15 protein-coding genes are annotated in these 15,937 nt (G+C 55.0%); 12 read left to right on the plus strand and 3 right to left on the minus strand.

Going from position 1 to position 15,937, the window contains the following annotated elements; genetic code table 11:
• Positions 1 to 128: 128 nt before the first annotated feature.
• Positions 129 to 701 (plus strand): YhfM domain-containing protein, encoded by a 573-nt coding sequence (locus DQX05_RS24350; RefSeq protein ID WP_259392205.1) that lies wholly within the window; start codon positions 129 to 131, stop codon positions 699 to 701.
• Here the strand turns inward: DQX05_RS24350 and DQX05_RS24355 are convergent.
• A complete protein-coding gene (locus DQX05_RS24355) occupies positions 632 to 1,621 on the minus strand; it encodes a metal-dependent hydrolase (RefSeq protein WP_119795949.1) in 990 nt (329 codons plus the stop codon). The genes DQX05_RS24350 and DQX05_RS24355 overlap by 70 nt on opposite strands.
• 147 nt (positions 1,622 to 1,768) lie before the next feature.
• On the opposite strand from DQX05_RS24355, the gene DQX05_RS24360 reads away from it, so the two are divergent.
• The 3 genes from DQX05_RS24360 (at position 1,769) to DQX05_RS24370 (ending at position 3,814) form a co-directional block, all read left to right on the plus strand.
• On the plus strand, positions 1,769 to 2,077 hold the full coding sequence (locus DQX05_RS24360; RefSeq protein ID WP_119795950.1) for a hypothetical protein: 309 nt from the start codon (positions 1,769 to 1,771) through the stop codon (positions 2,075 to 2,077).
• A 139-nt stretch (positions 2,078 to 2,216) separates the two neighbouring features.
• Positions 2,217 to 3,149: a heme o synthase gene (gene cyoE, locus DQX05_RS24365; RefSeq protein WP_119795951.1), complete on the plus strand. Its 933-nt coding sequence runs from the start codon at positions 2,217 to 2,219 to the stop codon at positions 3,147 to 3,149.
• A gap of 50 nt (positions 3,150 to 3,199) precedes the next feature.
• Positions 3,200 to 3,814, plus strand: coding sequence for an SCO family protein (locus tag DQX05_RS24370; protein WP_119795952.1), 615 nt, complete (start codon positions 3,200 to 3,202; stop codon positions 3,812 to 3,814).
• A gap of 58 nt (positions 3,815 to 3,872) precedes the next feature.
• Here the strand turns inward: DQX05_RS24370 and DQX05_RS24375 are convergent, their stop codons facing one another.
• Both DQX05_RS24375 and DQX05_RS24380 read right to left on the minus strand, forming a co-directional pair.
• On the minus strand, positions 3,873 to 4,223 hold the full coding sequence (locus tag DQX05_RS24375; RefSeq protein ID WP_119795953.1) for a toprim domain-containing protein: 351 nt from the start codon (positions 4,221 to 4,223) through the stop codon (positions 3,873 to 3,875).
• Positions 4,224 to 4,663: 440 nt separating this feature from the next.
• Complete coding sequence (locus DQX05_RS24380; RefSeq protein WP_119795954.1) at positions 4,664 to 5,842, minus strand: MFS transporter; 1,179 nt, start codon at positions 5,840 to 5,842, stop codon at positions 4,664 to 4,666.
• 150 nt (positions 5,843 to 5,992) lie between these two features.
• Between DQX05_RS24380 and DQX05_RS24385 the strand changes: the two genes are divergently transcribed.
• The 8 genes from DQX05_RS24385 (at position 5,993) to DQX05_RS24420 (ending at position 15,718) form a co-directional block, all read left to right on the plus strand.
• Positions 5,993 to 6,433, plus strand: a complete 441-nt coding sequence (locus DQX05_RS24385) for an ATPase (protein ID WP_119795955.1) — start codon at positions 5,993 to 5,995, stop codon at positions 6,431 to 6,433.
• On the plus strand, positions 6,430 to 7,596 hold the full coding sequence (locus DQX05_RS24390) for a transglutaminase domain-containing protein (protein ID WP_119795956.1): 1,167 nt from the start codon (positions 6,430 to 6,432) through the stop codon (positions 7,594 to 7,596). Before DQX05_RS24385 ends, DQX05_RS24390 begins: the two co-directional genes overlap by 4 nt.
• An 88-nt stretch (positions 7,597 to 7,684) precedes the next feature.
• Positions 7,685 to 9,781, plus strand: coding sequence for a peptidoglycan D,D-transpeptidase FtsI family protein (locus DQX05_RS24395; RefSeq protein ID WP_119795957.1), 2,097 nt, complete (start codon positions 7,685 to 7,687; stop codon positions 9,779 to 9,781).
• A 183-nt stretch (positions 9,782 to 9,964) separates the two neighbouring features.
• Positions 9,965 to 12,064, plus strand: coding sequence for a peptidoglycan D,D-transpeptidase FtsI family protein (locus tag DQX05_RS24400; protein WP_119795958.1), 2,100 nt, complete (start codon positions 9,965 to 9,967; stop codon positions 12,062 to 12,064).
• Positions 12,065 to 12,415: 351 nt separating this feature from the next.
• Positions 12,416 to 12,604: a hypothetical protein gene (locus tag DQX05_RS24405; RefSeq protein WP_119795959.1), complete on the plus strand. Its 189-nt coding sequence runs from the start codon at positions 12,416 to 12,418 to the stop codon at positions 12,602 to 12,604.
• A 175-nt stretch (positions 12,605 to 12,779) separates the two neighbouring features.
• On the plus strand, positions 12,780 to 13,517 hold the full coding sequence (locus DQX05_RS24410; RefSeq protein WP_119795960.1) for a Cof-type HAD-IIB family hydrolase: 738 nt from the start codon (positions 12,780 to 12,782) through the stop codon (positions 13,515 to 13,517).
• Positions 13,518 to 13,540: 23 nt separating this feature from the next.
• Positions 13,541 to 14,026, plus strand: a complete 486-nt coding sequence (locus DQX05_RS24415) for a DUF456 domain-containing protein (protein ID WP_119795961.1) — start codon at positions 13,541 to 13,543, stop codon at positions 14,024 to 14,026.
• Between the two features lie 57 nt (positions 14,027 to 14,083).
• A complete protein-coding gene (locus DQX05_RS24420; protein ID WP_119795962.1) occupies positions 14,084 to 15,718 on the plus strand; it encodes a putative polysaccharide biosynthesis protein in 1,635 nt (544 codons plus the stop codon).
• Positions 15,719 to 15,937 lie beyond the last annotated feature (219 nt).

The following is a 15,937-nucleotide window of genomic DNA, read 5'->3' on the forward strand; positions in this document are numbered from 1 at the left end:
GTAGCCTTTTATATATCGACAAAATGGCGCGGAAACACAACTTTTCCGCTTTTTTGTCGTCTAACAATTAGATTCATAATCATGAACATTTATTCAAAAGGGGATAGTACATGCGGTTGAGACTAACTATGAGTGCAGTGAAACGGCTGAGCATATGGGTCTTGGGCGCACTTATCATAGGCTGCTCCGTATTGTGGTACATACATGAAACGTCCGGCCGATCGTGGACCACGCTAATGAGCATGAGCAAGACCGAGCCGGAGGAGATCGAAATCTACAACGTCAACTCCATGTCGATGAACTCGAGGGAGGAGGATCGCCTGCTCGTGGTCTTGACGGAGCCTATTCATCTTCGGACCATTGATGAAGCCATATCGTCAGCCCGCCCGATCGAAGGAGTGGCGAAGGTGGCACAGCCCCATTTCCGCATTCATTACAATAATACCAACTATTATGTATGGTTGTCGAAAGATGAACAATATGGCGCATTTATGAACGCGGACCAGTCCCATACACTATACAGTCTCAGCGACCGATCCATCAACCAGCTGCAGGAGCTCTTCAATGATCTGCATTTGTGGCGCGAGCCCAGAGGATCGGGACAGGGGGCGGATCCTAGGATTCGCCCCCTTCAGCTTCGCTCCCATTCCAGGCCATACCGCTTGGCGCTGCCCGGCTTGTTCAGCCAGCCGACAAAATAGTCGAGAATATCGCCCTCTTTATTCATCATGACAAGCGCCACGAGCGGAAATTGCTTCCGATGGCGGTAACGGACATCTGCCCAGCGTACGGCGTAGCCGTAGCGAGTCGGCTCCAGGGTGGCGCAGACGAAGCGGGAAGTATCCAACAGCGCTTGGACGGCAGGGTGAGTTCGGGAGGCTTCCACCAGCGGATGGTCGCTGCATCGGGCGGTCTCCGTCCATGCTACCGTTCCCCGCTTCCAGTGCCCAAGCCGGAAAGTGCCGTCCCTTCGCCGCTTCACGACATTCCAGCGGGAGAGCGCGACGGTCGGCATGACCGTATACGACTCCCCTTCCGCGTATTCAGGGTCCCGGTTCGGCAACCCTTGCACGACTCGGTGATGGGCGCGGATCCGCCAGATGTAGTACAGTACGAGCACGCCGTACAGAATCGGAAAGACGATGCGGGGAGAGACGAGCCTGGTGACCCACAATGCAATTGCGGCGAGATGGGTCGAGAAGATAATCGGGTCGAACAGAGCGATAATATTCCAGCATATCCACCGATTCACGAATGGCCATGCCGCCAATGTCCCGTAAGGGTTGAACAGGTCGGAGATGATGTGGATGATGACGGCCAGCGCCGTCCATGCCAGCACGTGCAGGAAGGAGGCGCTCGGTATGACACCCGCCAGCACAGCGGCAATCAGGACGGACCATACGACCGCCATGGGCGGGGAATGGGAGATTCCCCGATGTTGTTGAAGATATAAAATCTTGCTTTTCCACTTGAACACCGTATCCGCGTCCGGTGCTTGCGATCCAAGCATCACCCCCAAAAACACGGCTGCCGCAGTAGCTGGCTCGGAAGCGACGACCGGGTCGCATTGCGACAATCCCGCCAGACCTATCCCCATAACGACATGAGTGCTTGTGTTCACTACGATCACCTCGCTTGTATTGTGAGCAGGATTGTACCAAAATATGACGGGGAGGAAAAAACTTCCCGCTTGAAATAATTCGGGAGAAGCTCCACGCAAATCCACGAAATTGAGTATCTTTCAAATAAGAAAGGATGGGGAACAAGCATGAAGCAGGTGGATCGAATTATATTTGTAGAATACCGTATCCTGCCGGAGGCGAGAGACACCTACTTGACCGTGATCAAGCGCCAACTGAAGCATCGGTCTGATGTCGTGCTGTATGAAGGAACCGACCAGCCGAATGTCTTTGTCGAGCAATGGCTCGGAACGACCGCGGATGACTACGCCTCGCTGAAGAAGCTCCGAAGAGAGGGGATGGACGGCTGGGATGAGGTAACCGCATGCATTGCCGGGGGCGTGGACAAATTCCATATATGGGAGTTCCAGCGTTCTCCGATCGTGCCAAAGGAATAACTGGCTTAAGACGGTGTCAAATTGATGAACGATTCCTCGAAACATTGTCATTGTTCGGATTTATTTGCTATGATAAAAATTACAGCAGAAAGAAAAAGATTCTGCTTTTCTCTGAACACAACAAGGAGGAACGGGTCGCGTGGATAAACAAATGACTTATCGGGGGCCTTCCGATTCCGTTACATTAACGCCAGGGCCGATACGGGTCGGATTATGGAAAGAGTTTATTCAATTAACGAAGCCAGGCATTATCCGCTCGAACCTGATGGCGGCGTTTGCCGGCTTTTGGGTAGCGGCCAAGTGGGACATTTCTTGGCTTACCTTGCTGTGGATGCTTGTCGGAACGACGCTGGTCCTCGCATCCTCATGCGTATTCAACAATTATTTTGATCGGGATTTCGATATGAAGATGGAGCGGACGAAGAAGCGTGCGCTGCCTGAAGGACGATTGAAGCCGAACACCGTGCTTGGTTATGCTATCATCCTCGGTGCAGCCGGGCTGGCTGTGCTGTTCGGCCTCGTGAATGTATTATCCGGAGTCGTGGGCATCGCGGGCATGTTCTTCTATGTTGTCATATATACGCTGTGGCTCAAGCGCACCTCCACCTGGAGCACATCTGTCGGCGGTATTTCCGGGGCGATGCCTCCGGTCATCGGCTATGTTGCCGTCACCGGCCAGATTGATATGGGAGCGGTATTGCTGTTCGCTTTGCTGTTCCTGTGGCAGCCGCCGCATTTCTGGGCGCTCGGTATCCGGCGCGTGGAAGAATACCGCGCAGCCGGCTATCCGCTTCTGCCCGTCGTTAAGGGCATTACCCGCACGAAGTGGCAGATGATTCCTTATGTCGTCTTCCTGCTGCCGGTATCCTGGTTGTTCTATTCGTACGGATATACCGGCATTATTTACGGCATCCTCGGCACCATCATCAATGCGATCTGGCTGTTCATCTGCATTGCGGGCTTCCGCGCGAAGGACACAGAAGCTTGGGCGAAGAAGAACTTCATTTGGTCCATTAACGTCCTGATGCTGAATATGCTGGTCATGATTTTGGACACGATGGGGAAAGTGTAAGGACGCATTTTGCAGGTTATAGCATGGGAAGCTAGGGGGAGGAACGGAGCATGTCGTGGGCGAAGAAGTATTCTTTTCAGATTTTCCTTGGGGCGCTTGTCGCGGTCTTTGCGATTGTGGTGGCCATTCTGTATTGGCCGCGGGAACCGGACATTCCGATGACCGACAAGAAAGCGCCGGATTTCAATATGCAAAATGTGGATGGCAGCACGGTGACGCTGGCGGATACGAACGGCAAGGTCCGCTTGTTCTATTTCTATTTCACCAATTGCCCGGATGTCTGCCCGCCAACGACATATCGTTTGTCTGAAGTGCAGAAGCTGCTTCAGGACAACGGGATGTTCGGCACCGACGCGAGCATCGTCTCGATTTCATTCGATCCGGAACGCGATACGTTGGAGGAGATTAAGAAATGGTCGGAGAAATACAACGCTGATTATAGCGGCTGGTACTTCTTGAGGGGCAAGGAAGAGGATGTCGCGAAGATGATGCCGGAGCTCGGATCCAGCGTCTTCAAGGACGAGGACGGGAATTTCACGCATCTGAATGTCATCACCCTGGTCGATCAGGACGGCAATATTCGCAAGTACTATAACGCGAATGATTTGGAGACGTCTTCCCCGGAAAATATCGCCAAAGATGTAGCGCGTCTCGTAAAAGCGTAACTATATATGGGAGCTTACAGCCGTCTGTCTTGTTGAGGCGCTCTGTGAACCGCCTGATTTACAGAGGCGGGGCCGGATCCGGATATATAATATATTCGTCCAGCCCCGCCTTTTCGAGCTGCTGAATCAAGTACTCATCCGGCGTTCCTTCGACGCCCGCATAGCCGCGCCTCGTGTAAATATGTTCGGCTTCCGGGAACGTATCCCGTAATATCCCGCGTATCCGCTTGCCTGATGCGTCATTATCCAGGAACAAATAGACGTCCTTGTCATGCGCTTCCTTGCGCAGCTGTTCGGTCCGGAGCGTATTCAAGGTGCCGAACGTGCACAAGATGCCCACTTCCTCGCTGAGAAGCCGCCGCAGACGGCTGCGGTCGTTCTTCCCTTCCACGATGATAATAATATCCAAAAGTGCCACCCCCTGCGGTATCCATTATCGCAAGTTTTCTGTACCGATAGTGTACCACAAACCGGACAGCCGCCTGCAAGGACTTCTCGGACCAACACAAAAGAGGCTTGCCGGGATTGGCAAGCCGCATGAGGAGAGAGCGTAACAAGAAATGACGGTTAGTAGAGTGGCGCCCGCAAAATAATGACGAGCAAGATGTAAAGGACGAGGATGGTTCCGGTCGATGTCCAGAATCCGGGACCACAGACAGTAGCCGGCTTCGCAACCGGGGCCACAGCCGCAGGACCAGGTCCGCAAGGATGGTAACAGTGGCTCATCTCGTTTCACCTCGCTTTCCCGTCGGGTCATTTGTTACAATGCTATACTATGTCGGCGTCTGCCCTGGGGCATGTGCATATACCCAGATCCGCCCGAATGGGCTGACGGAGGAGTAGGCGGCATTACACCCGCGTTGTCGTGCGCGCGACGGGGAGAAGAGAAGGCGGCAGAAAAGCTTGCTTCGCCGGCAGCAGCGTGACCGCAATCATAAGGACGATAAATGCGATAAAATAAGGCGAAATCGTATCTCTAATCTGCCCCGCGATCATCGGGCCGAGGAAGGAGCCGATGGAAGAGGCGATCGCCAGGATCGAAAATATCCGGCCAAAACGGGTTCCTCCGCTTAATAAAATCAAATGAGAGGTCATCGCGGGCAAAATGATTCCCTTGGTCATTCCGATCAGAAACAGCGTCGCCAGCAGCGGCACCGGCCAATGGATGGCCATTCCGAAAAAGAGCAGCGCCAACGCGAATGCGCCCATCCACGTCCTCGTATACGGTTGATAATGGTTCAGGAACAGCAGGCTCAACGTGAACAATGCGCCCAGGCTGACGGCGGAGAACAGGATGCCGGCCCGCATAATCGATTCGAGCGCGTCCGCCATCAGCGGAAGCTCGAAGAACAGGATGCCCTGGGACAGCGAGATGGCAAGCGGCATGAAATAAAAGCGCCATGGGACAGGCAGGGCTTCCGGCTCCTTAAGCGGCTGTGAAGGAATCCCCTCTGCCTGTGGCGTCATAGAAATGGCATTCTGGTGGGTATCCCGGATGAAGAACCAGGCCAGCACCCCGACGATGATCAGCATTATGCCAAGCGCCTGGAAGGCCATGCCGAACCCGATCTTGGCGACAAGATACGCGCCGGCGGCCGGAGAGACAACCGAGGCGAGCGTATGAATGAGGCCGTTGCCTGCCATCAGCTTCCCTTGATGCACATGATCCCGGGCCATGCGTGCGAGGAGGGACAAGCAGGCCGGTGACAGGAAGGCGAGCACGAATCCGCTAATGGAGCGCAGCACGAGCAGCTCCCAAGGATTGACGACATGGGCCTGCAAAATCATGATTATCCCGGCGCCGATTAGACTGAACACAATAAAAATCCGGCTACCGAATCGGTCGATTCCGTAACCGGCCAGCAGGTTGCCCGGCAGATGGGTAAAGGAGTACATACCCATCATCAATCCGATGAAGGAGGGCGCCGCACCTATTGAGATGGCAAACGGGGTTAGAATCGGGTATTGTGCGTGCAAATCAAAGAAAGCAACGAACAAGAACAAATAGAGCCACAGCACTGAGCGCAAAGTTCAGTCACCTCCAAATCGCTATGCTATACTTGTACGTTGGAAGGGACGAACTTAGTACCCCAAGATGCAATATACTCGCTCAGGGCGGGTCATTGCCACAAATAATGGGGATGATGCTATAATATGTGGTGGAAAGGTGGTTGTCAGGTGAATCAGATGGAGATGTGGTTTGAATTTATTAAGCAGAACTGGCTTATTTTCCTCATCGCGCTCATCGTCTTATTCGTTATTGTCAGCTTCGTGAAGACGATGGTCAAATGGGCGCTTGTGCTGGTCATTATTGCCGCGGTCGCCGTGTACAGCGGGATTACATGGGATAATGTCAATCAGGTGGTCTCGAATGTGAAGGATGAGACGGTGCAGAAGCTGAAGGAGCAGGCGACACAGGCGATGCTCGATGAAGCCAAAAAAGCGACGTATACGGTCGAGGAGGACGGAACGTACACCATCAAGTCGCCGAGTCTGGTGCTGACAGGGAAGTCGGACAGCGCCAAGGTGAATGTGTCGTTCAGCGGCGTGCCGCTCGGGGAATGGGATATTAACGACACGCTGCGCCAATTCATTGACAAGGCGAAGCAGAAGCAATGAACGGGCAAATACTGACAGACGGGAATGTGGTGACGATATTGCTTGGCGTTATCATGCTTCTCTCGGTGCTGCTAGGGGTGAGGAGAGGGGCTTCCGGCTCCGCTCGTCACCTTTTGTCATTTGTGTTGGATACCACGGCCGTCGTCGTCTCTGTGCTAGCTTCCTATTGGATAGCGATGACGCTGTCTCCGCTTGTGCAGCGCCAGATGGTTGAATGGAGCATTGCGATTCCGGCGCGAGAGCTGTCGTGGTGGGAGCAGGTCGGCTATACGCTGCTGACCGGAATCCGCGACTTCCCGCTGCTTCGCTTCGCCGTGCTGTTCGCGTTGATATATATGATTATCCGCTGGATAGCCGGCTGGGCGCTGAGGGCTCTGGTTCCAGCATTCGGCAGGGAACGGGCTAATCTTCCGACTGGAACGGCGGCGGCCGGATCGTTGAAGACGCTGGGGAATTGGCTCGCTGGAGCGGTGCTGGGCGGTATCATCGGCATGGTGCGGGCGCTGCTCGTCATCCTTGTGCTGTTCGTTTATGTGACGTGGCAGCCGGATACGAAGGCGAGCGCGGTCATCCGCGATTCGGAAGCATACCGGCTGGCTGCCCAGCAGTTGATCGAACCGGTCGCCGGCGACTTTATCTCGTCCCAATGGCCGGTATTTACTTCCCAGGTCGCTGAAGAGCTTACATCGCTCATGCAGCGCAAATATGAAGTCGTCGATTCCCATATTCCGGACGACATCGAGCAGGCTGCCGCGGACATTACGGCCGGCGCACGCTCGGATGAAGAGAAGGCACGCAAGCTGTACGATTGGATTGGAAGCCGCGTTCAATATGACTGGGACAAGGCGAAGCAGTATGAGACGAAGCGGGTGTGGAAAGAGCAGAGTCCGCAGGATACGTTCGTATCCAAGCAGGGTGTCTGCATCGATTACGCCCGTCTCTATGCGGTCATGGCCCGGTCAGTAGATGTCAAGGTGAAGGTCGTGACCGGTCTCGGGTATGACGGTCAGGGCGGGTATGGCCCCCATGCCTGGAACGAGGTCTGGCTATCGGAAGAACAGCACTGGATTCCGCTCGATGCCACCTGGGCTAGCTCTGGTGATTGGTTCAATCCGTCGGATTTCGCCAAGACGCATGTGCCGGACAAGATAGCGGGGAGTTAATCCATCATTTAGGCCTTTGAAGGGGGATTCCTATCTATGCTAAAATGGTTGTGAAGCAAGTTACAGCGGGAGAAAGGTTGTTAGAGCAGTGAATCACCCTCATCATGATCCGGAAAAGCGTGAAGTCATCAACCGGCGTAATTTTTCGCATCGGCTGAATTTATTCTTTTTTGTTACGTTTGCCGTGTTTTCCGTACTTATCGTCCGGTTAGCGATATTGCAGTTCGTGGAAGGCCCGAGCCTGAAGGAGAAGGAAGCGCAGCTCGGTTATAAGGAGACGCCAATCCCTCCGCTCCGGGGCTCGATCTATGATGCGTCCGGAGATCAGGTCGCGTATTCGACCTCGACCCAGTCCTTATATTTTAATATCGAGAAAAATTACGGGGATCCGAAGAAGGCGGAGCTCACCGACGTACAGAAGAAAAATCGGGAAGAGGCGAAGCTTTTGGCCCAGCGGCTGGCCGACGTGTTCGAGGAGTACGGCGATCCCGAAGACAAGCCGCTGACAGCCGACGCCATCTTCAACGATCTGATGGATCTGTCGGCGCGCGTCAATTTTACGTATACGCCACGCATTATCAAGACCGGCCTGACCCAGAAGGAAGTGGCTTACTTCCTGGAGCATAAGCCGGAGTTCCCGGGCATTGATATCGTCGAGGACAGCGTGCGCCACTACGATCCGATGGCAGTGCAGACGGTCGGGTATTTGAAGAAGTTCAAGGGCGTGCGTGACAATCCGGGGTATTATAACGATATTTATAATAATCGCGCTACGACGCCGTCCGAGAAGCAATATCTCGACTACGAGGATGTCGGCTTCGACGGCATCGAGCTGATGTACCAAGAAGATCTGCGGGGCTTGAACGGGGTCAAGAAGTTCCCTGTCAATGTGGCGAACCGCATCATCGGGCCAATGGAGCTGACGAAGCCCCAGCGCGGCAACGATATCCATCTGACGATTCATCGCCATGTCCAAAAGGCGACCGAGGACGCGATCATGCAGACGCTAGAGCGGATCAGGAACTCTTCGAACCGCTCGGAGCGGGCGCCGTATGCACGTACCGGCTATGCTGTCGCGATGGAGGTCGACACCGGGAATATCATTGCGATGGCAAGTATGCCGGACTACGATCCGAACGTGTGGCGGAACGGCTCGATCACTCCCGAGGATTATGAACAATACCAATATTATTTGATGAACGGAACGATTCGCGACGTCCCGGCCCCTTATGAAGATGACAAAGAGCGGATGAAGCATCCGGGCTCGGTTGTCTATCTCGGCTCGACGATGAAGCCACTGTCCGTACTAATCGGCCTCCAGGAGAAGCTGTTCTCTCTCGGGGAGACCTATTACGACGGCGGTTACGCCCAGTTCGGCCGCGTCGGCTACGAGACGAAGGTGTGGAATTCGGGCAATGTCGGCTACGGACGAATCGGAGCTTCGCGCGCATTGGAAGTGTCCTCTAACGCCTTTATGGTTGATATGATCGGGAAGCGTCTCTATTCGATGCCGACCGTCAACGGGCGGAACGGGCTGAGTGTATGGGACGAGTATATGGAAGCCTTCGGGCTTGGCGTGTCGACCGGAAGCGGCTTGCCGCGCGAGCAGGCGGGAGCCAAAGATTATTTGCTCGAGGCCGAGCGGAATAATGCGCAATCCGCGCTCGTCTATGCTTCTTTCGGCCAGCAGGGGAAATATACGACCTTGCAGCTCGCCCAGTTTGCCGCCACGCTGGCGAACCGGGGCACGCGCATCAAGCCGCAGTTAGTGAGCAAGATTACCGACGGCAACGGCCAGGTCGTGGAGACCTTCGGCCGCGAAGAGCTCAACAAGACGAAGATCGATGATGCCTACTGGAATGTCATCGAGGACGGCATGCTGAAGGTTAACGTCCACGGCTTCGACGGCTTCCCGTACTCGTTCTACCGCAAGACGGGTACGTCGCAGATGGACGTATCCGGAGGACGGGTGGACAACGCCGTGTTCATCGCTTATGCGCCGGCGGATAATCCGAAGCTTGCCGTCGCCGTCGTCGTGCCGGAGGGCGGCTACGGGTCGTACGGTGCCGCGCCGATTGCGCGGGCGATGTTCGACGCGTATGATGAGGTGTATGGCTTGACCGGCACGCCGAAGAAGAAGCCGGATGAGCAGGCGGATACGTCCGCCGGGCAGGATGCGGAATAATCGCATAGTCACGTTACGAGACGCTGATGCGTTCGCTTAAGCGGTTTGCCCTATGGGGGAACGCTGCGAACGGTCAGCGTCTTTTGATGTTCCTTTGGTTCGAGTGCTTTGGCATCAAGCGATAAGTATGTGGTAAAATAATGTATCAAAATAAATTCATGGGCAGAAAGGATGATCGGACCAGTGATTCATCCCCATGATGATCCGGAGAAGCGGGAACTGGTGAATCGCCGCAAATTTTCATTCCGCTTGAATATTTTCTTCTTTATGACGTTTGCCATTTTCAGCGTGCTTATCGTCCGATTGGCGATCCTGCAGTTCGTAGAAGGCCCGGGCCTCAAGAAGCAGGAATACGAGCTCAGCTATAAGGCGGCTCCGATCGCACCGCTTCGCGGAACGATTTGTGACGCGTCGGGGCAACCGATCGCGTATTCCACATCGACGCAGTCGTTGTACTTCAATATTGAGAAAAACTATGGCGATCCGTCCAGCGGGAAGCTGACGAAGGCGCAGCAGGAGAACCGGGCAGAGGCTTATGCATTGGCGAAGCGTCTGGCCGAGACGTTCCGGCAGTACGGCCAACCGGAGGAAAAGCCGTTGACGGCCAACCGCATTTACCATGCGTTGATGGATTTGTCCTCCCGGGTCAATTATTCGTACACGCCCCGCATTATCAAGACTGGCTTGACCCGGCAGGAGGTGGCATATTTTCTCGAACATAGGCCGGAGTTCCCGGGCATCGATATTGTGGAGGACAGCGTGCGCAATTACAACCCGATGGCAGTGCAGACGGTAGGTTATCTGAAGAAGTTCAAGGGCGTACGCGCGGAGCCGGGCTTCTATCAAGACCTGTTCGACAACCGGAACAAGCTGCCGCAGGAGAAGCTGTATCTGGATTATGAGGATGTCGGCTTCGACGGCATCGAACGGATGTATCAGGAAGAGCTTCGGGGGCTGAACGGAGTGAAGAAGTTCCCGGTCAATGTGGCCAACCGTGTCATCGGTCCGATGGAAGTGACGAAGCCGCAGCGCGGCAATGACATTCATCTGACAATCCACCGGGATATTCAAAAAGCGACCGAAGAGGCGATTATGCGGACATTGGAGAAAATCCGCAATTCAAGCAAACGCTCGGAACATGCACCGAATGCCCGCACCGGCTTCGCGGTAGCGATGGAAGTCGAGACAGGCCATGTCGTGTCCATCGCCAGCATGCCGGACTATAATCCGGATGTATGGAAGAACGGCTCGATCAGTCCCGAGAATTATAAAAAATATCAATATTATTTGCTGAACGGAGCTATCCGGGACGTGCCGGCTCCCTATGAGGACAATAACGAACGCATGAGGCATCCCGGCTCGGTCGTCTATCTTGGATCGACGATGAAGCCGTTGACCGTCTTGATCGGCTTGCAGGAGAAGCTGTTCTCGCCCGGCGAGGCCTATTCCGACTACGGGTATGCCGAGATCGGGCGCGCCGGATCAGTCCGGCGGATATGGAACTCGGGCAATGCGTCCTTCGGTCCCATCAGGGCATCGATGGCCCTGCAAGTGTCGTCGAACTCATTCATGATCGACATGATCGGCAAGCGGCTCTATAGCCTGCCGACGGTCAATGGCAGGAATGGCCTCACGATCTGGGATGAGTACATGGAGGCGTTCGGTCTCGGCGTGCTGACGGGGAGCGGCCTGCCGCTTGAGCAGCCGGGGAGGAAGGATTATCTCATTGACGCCGAACAGAACAGCGCGCAATCCGCGCTTGCCGGAGCGTCCTTCGGACAGATGGGCAAATATACGACACTCCAGCTGGCTCAGTACGCCGCGACGCTGGCGAACCGCGGCGAGCGGATTAAGCCGCAGCTCGTCAGCAAGATTACCGATGGGAACGGACAGGTGATCCGGACCTTCGGCCGTGAAGTGCTGAATCGGACGAAGATTGAGGATGAATACTGGCGCATCGTCGAGGATGGCATGTCCAAAGTGACTGCGCATGGCTTTGACGGCTTCCCGTATCCTTATTACCGGAAGACGGGCACCTCGCAGCAGCAAGGGGTGAACGGAGAAATGCTCGATAATGCGGTGTTCATCGCTTATGCGCCGCAGGATAAGCCGAAGCTCGCCGTAGCGGTCGTCGTTCCGGAGGGGGGATTCGGCGCCTACGGAGCCGCTCCGATCGGGCGGGCTATCTTCGATGCCTATGACGAGGTATACGGCCTGACAGGCAAACCGAAGAAGAAGGCGAAGGCGCCGGCGGACAGCTCCAGCGTCCGGGATGCGGAATAAGGGCAGGGCGGGAAGCGAAGATTCGGATCGTTCGCTCAAGGTGACAGCCCGTGCGGGCGAGTCCCAAGCGAACGTTCCGCTGGGAAAAGGATGATCAGCATGCGGCTGATCGGATTGGGAGACAGTGTTGCGGCAGGTGTTTTTTGGCGGCCGTCAAACCAGCAAGACCGGGAGTGCGGGATAACCGTCATGTGAGTCACCTGCTAGGGGTGGTCCGCATACGATATCCCAACGCCCTGGCTTTTTTGTAACCTAAAAGTTGCCCCTATCCAATAGAGTTGGTCTCGTTAAAGGGCGAGTCAGAAAGGAACATCAGCTTGCACATGTGCGAATAAAGGAGTGTTGGCAGCGATGAAGCCAAAGCAGTCGAAATGGAATTCAGCGTTAAAACGGTTTATTATGACCGTCCTGTTCCTGAGCGTCGTCATCGGATTGTCCGCCTGCACCGGATTCGAAGCTTATTTATACAGTCCGAGTGCAGTCACGACCACGATTGTTCCGGTTGCGAAGGCATCTGGCAGCGATATCGGAGGACGATAGGCGGTCTCGGCTGGGGAAGACTATAGAGCAGGGAAGCCCGTAAGTGCAGCCTCCACGATAGCGGAAGACGGCTGCACGCTTAAGATCCAGGCAGGAAGTCTTTGTTGCTGATGCTGTGTTATGGTACAATGGCGTTATGTGTTTTCGCGTGTTTTTTTGAGGAGTGAATACGAACATGACTAAATATCGATTGTTAGCTCTTGATATGGACGGCACGCTGCTGACCGACGATCATCGCATCAGCAAGAAGACGGCAGAGGCGATTCGGGACGCGCGCGAAGCGGGCATCACGGTCATCCTGTCTACGGGGCGCGCGTTCCCTAATGCGGTGCCATACGCGGAGGAATTGGGGCTGGATTCCCCAATGGTGACTGTTAACGGCAGCGAAGTATGGAAGAAGCCGCACCAGATTTATATCCGCCATCTTCTGGATCGCGAAGCGATGAAGCGTATGGTGGCCTTGTCGGAGTCGCATGACACCTGGTTCTGGGCCTATTCGACGAAGCGGCTCTATAACCGGGAAAATTGGAATGCCGACATCGACAGCGAGGACTGGCTGAAGTTCGGTTATTTCAATGAGGACAAGGATGTGCTCGGCTCGCTTTGGAAGGAGCTGCGCGTCATGGGAGGTCTTGAGCTGTCGAATTCCTCTCCAGACAATATCGAAATCAATCCATCCGGAATTCATAAAGCATCCGGTCTTCAGATCGTATGCGATCTAATCGGGTGCACGATGTCCGAGGCCGTCTCCATCGGCGACAGCCTGAATGATCTGGCCGCCATCGAGGCGTCCGGACTCGGGATTGCCATGGGGAATGCCCAGGATGATGTGAAGCGGGCGGCGGATGCCGTCGTGCGCTCCAATAATGAGGACGGGGTAGCCCAAGCAATTTGGGACTATGTCCTGAAGTAAGTCTGAATGAGGAGGGCTCTGTTATGACCTTCTTAGGCTGGTTATGTGTACTCGTATTATTCGCGGTCGGGATGGCCGGCGCGATTTACCCCATTTTGCCGGGCGCGCTCGCCATTTATGCCGCATTCTTCGTGTACGGGCTGTTTTTTGGATTCGGATCCTTCGGGTTCTGGTTCTGGTCGATCCAGACACTGATTGTGGTGATTCTCTTCGTCGCTGATTATGTCGTCAATGCATGGGGTGTCAAGCGCTATGGCGGTTCGAGAGCCTCGGTAGTCGGCAGCACGATCGGCATTATTATCGGACCTTTTCTCCTTCCGGCGTTCGGTCTTGTCCTTGGACCGTTCCTCGGCGCTTTTCTAGGCGAGATTTTTACGGGAGCAGATGTGGAAAAGGCGATGAAATCGTCCTGGGGAGCGGTCGTCGGGCTGTTCTCCAGCATAGCCGTAAAAATTGTTCTTCAGATCGTGATGATCGTCCTGTTCTTCACATGGGTGTTCATGTTCTAATGAAAGCGGTGCATAGCAGCACCCGGTGAAGACGGGATACAGAAAGAAGGGAAACGTTTGGCAAAGGAATCATTTATAAAAGGAACGATCATCATTGCCGCCGCAACGCTGGTGGCGCGTGTTCTCGGCCTGGTTCAGCGCGTCCCGCTTGAGCATATGCTCGGATCGGTGGGCAATGCCTCCTTCGCCGCCTCGCAGACGGTCTATTTGCTGATTCTGGCGGTCGCGACGGCAGGCATCCCCAGCACGTTGAGCAAAATGGTCTCAGAGCGCTATGCGCTGAACCGGGTGCGAGAAGCGGAGCGCGTCTATTATGCAGCGCTGCTGTTCGGTCTCGGCTCGGGCCTGATCGTGACGATATTGCTGTTCCTGTTCGCGCCGGTATATGCCAATATGATTCAGCTTCCGGAAGCCGCGCTGGCGATCCGGGCGCTCGCGCCTGCCTTGCTCCTGTTCCCGGTCATCGCCATGATGCGGGGATATACACAGGGCCGCAATATGATGCAGGCGAGCGGGATGTCCCAGATTGTGGAGCAGATTTTACGGGTCATTACGGCGATTGGATTGGCCTTTATTCTCATGCAGTCGGGAGCGTCGCAGGAATGGACGGCCGCCGCCGCTTCGTTCGGAGGCGTGCTGGGAAGCATCGGGGCGTTCGCCGTGATGATTCATTATTTGCGCAAGCTGCGGGAGGCGGATCGGGAGGCCGGGAGCCGTGCCCGTCGATCCGGGGCCAAGAAGGTGCCTTTAAGCGATATTTTCAAGTCGATATTCGCCATGTCGGTGCCGATTGTCCTTTCATCATTGGCTGTTCCAGCCGTGAACTTCATTGATACGTCGATTACGATTCCACTGTTGTCCCCGGATGTGGGACAAGCCCAGGCGGCTCATCTGTACGCGATTCTTGGACAGCGGGCACAGTCGATTGCCGGGATTCCTCCGATTTTGGCGATTGCCCTCAGCACCTCGCTGATCCCGATTATCTCTGCGGCCTATGCGAAGAAGGACTTGAATCATCTGAAGCGGCAGACCTCGCTCGCGATGCGGATTTCCGTCCTGAGCGGCATGCCGATTGTGCTGGCTCTCTCCGTCGGCGCATTTTCGGTCAACGGCTTCCTGTTCAGCTCGCTGGACGGATCGGAAATTATTGCGATGCTGACGATCGGAACGATATTCCAAATAACGATGATGACGTCCAGCTCGATTCTTATCGGGTTGGGCAAGCCGTATATCGCCATGATTAGCGTAACGCTCGGCATTCTGATCAAGCTGCTGTCGAGCTTCCTGCTCGCAAATTACTTCGGCATTTACGGCATTATCGCAGGGACGATGATCAGCTTCCTCATCATTACATGGCTGAACCTGCGGGTGATGAAGAAGGTCGTTCCGTTCGAGGTGCTCGGCAACCGCTGGACAGGCTTCCTGTTGACAAGCGTGCTGGCCGGCGGCATCGGCTTCGGCGTCGAGAAATTGGGAGAGCAATTGGTCGTCATCCTGCCGGCCAAGCTTGTCTATATGCTCACGGCCGGAATTGTGGCGCTGATCGTTGTAGCGTTGTTCGTCGTGGGCCTCATCGTCTTCCGCGTCGTGCGTCAGGATGAACTGGGAAGCTACCCGCGCTTAGTTCAGAAGGCGCTGCGCCCATTAATGCGCCTACAGGGCGGAGCGGCACGCGGGCGGGCCCGGCGTTAGGCGGTAGCCCCGCATTCATGCTTTTGAGAACGTAACCTGCGAAGCCTTGATAATGGCCTAGTCCCTTTGGTAAGAGAGGGGCTGGGTTATTTTTATTGCAATAGACGGATTCACCTGGATGCTATGTTCCCTGTGGTCAGAAGCGCCGTGAACTAGTGTGCGCGTTCTCTTATGTGTAGTATCCCCCTAAGTCAGGAATGCCATGAACTAGTGTGCGCG

It is taken from the genome of Paenibacillus thiaminolyticus, assembly GCF_003591545.1.
GTDB classification, from domain to species: domain Bacteria; phylum Bacillota; class Bacilli; order Paenibacillales; family Paenibacillaceae; genus Paenibacillus_B; species Paenibacillus_B thiaminolyticus_A.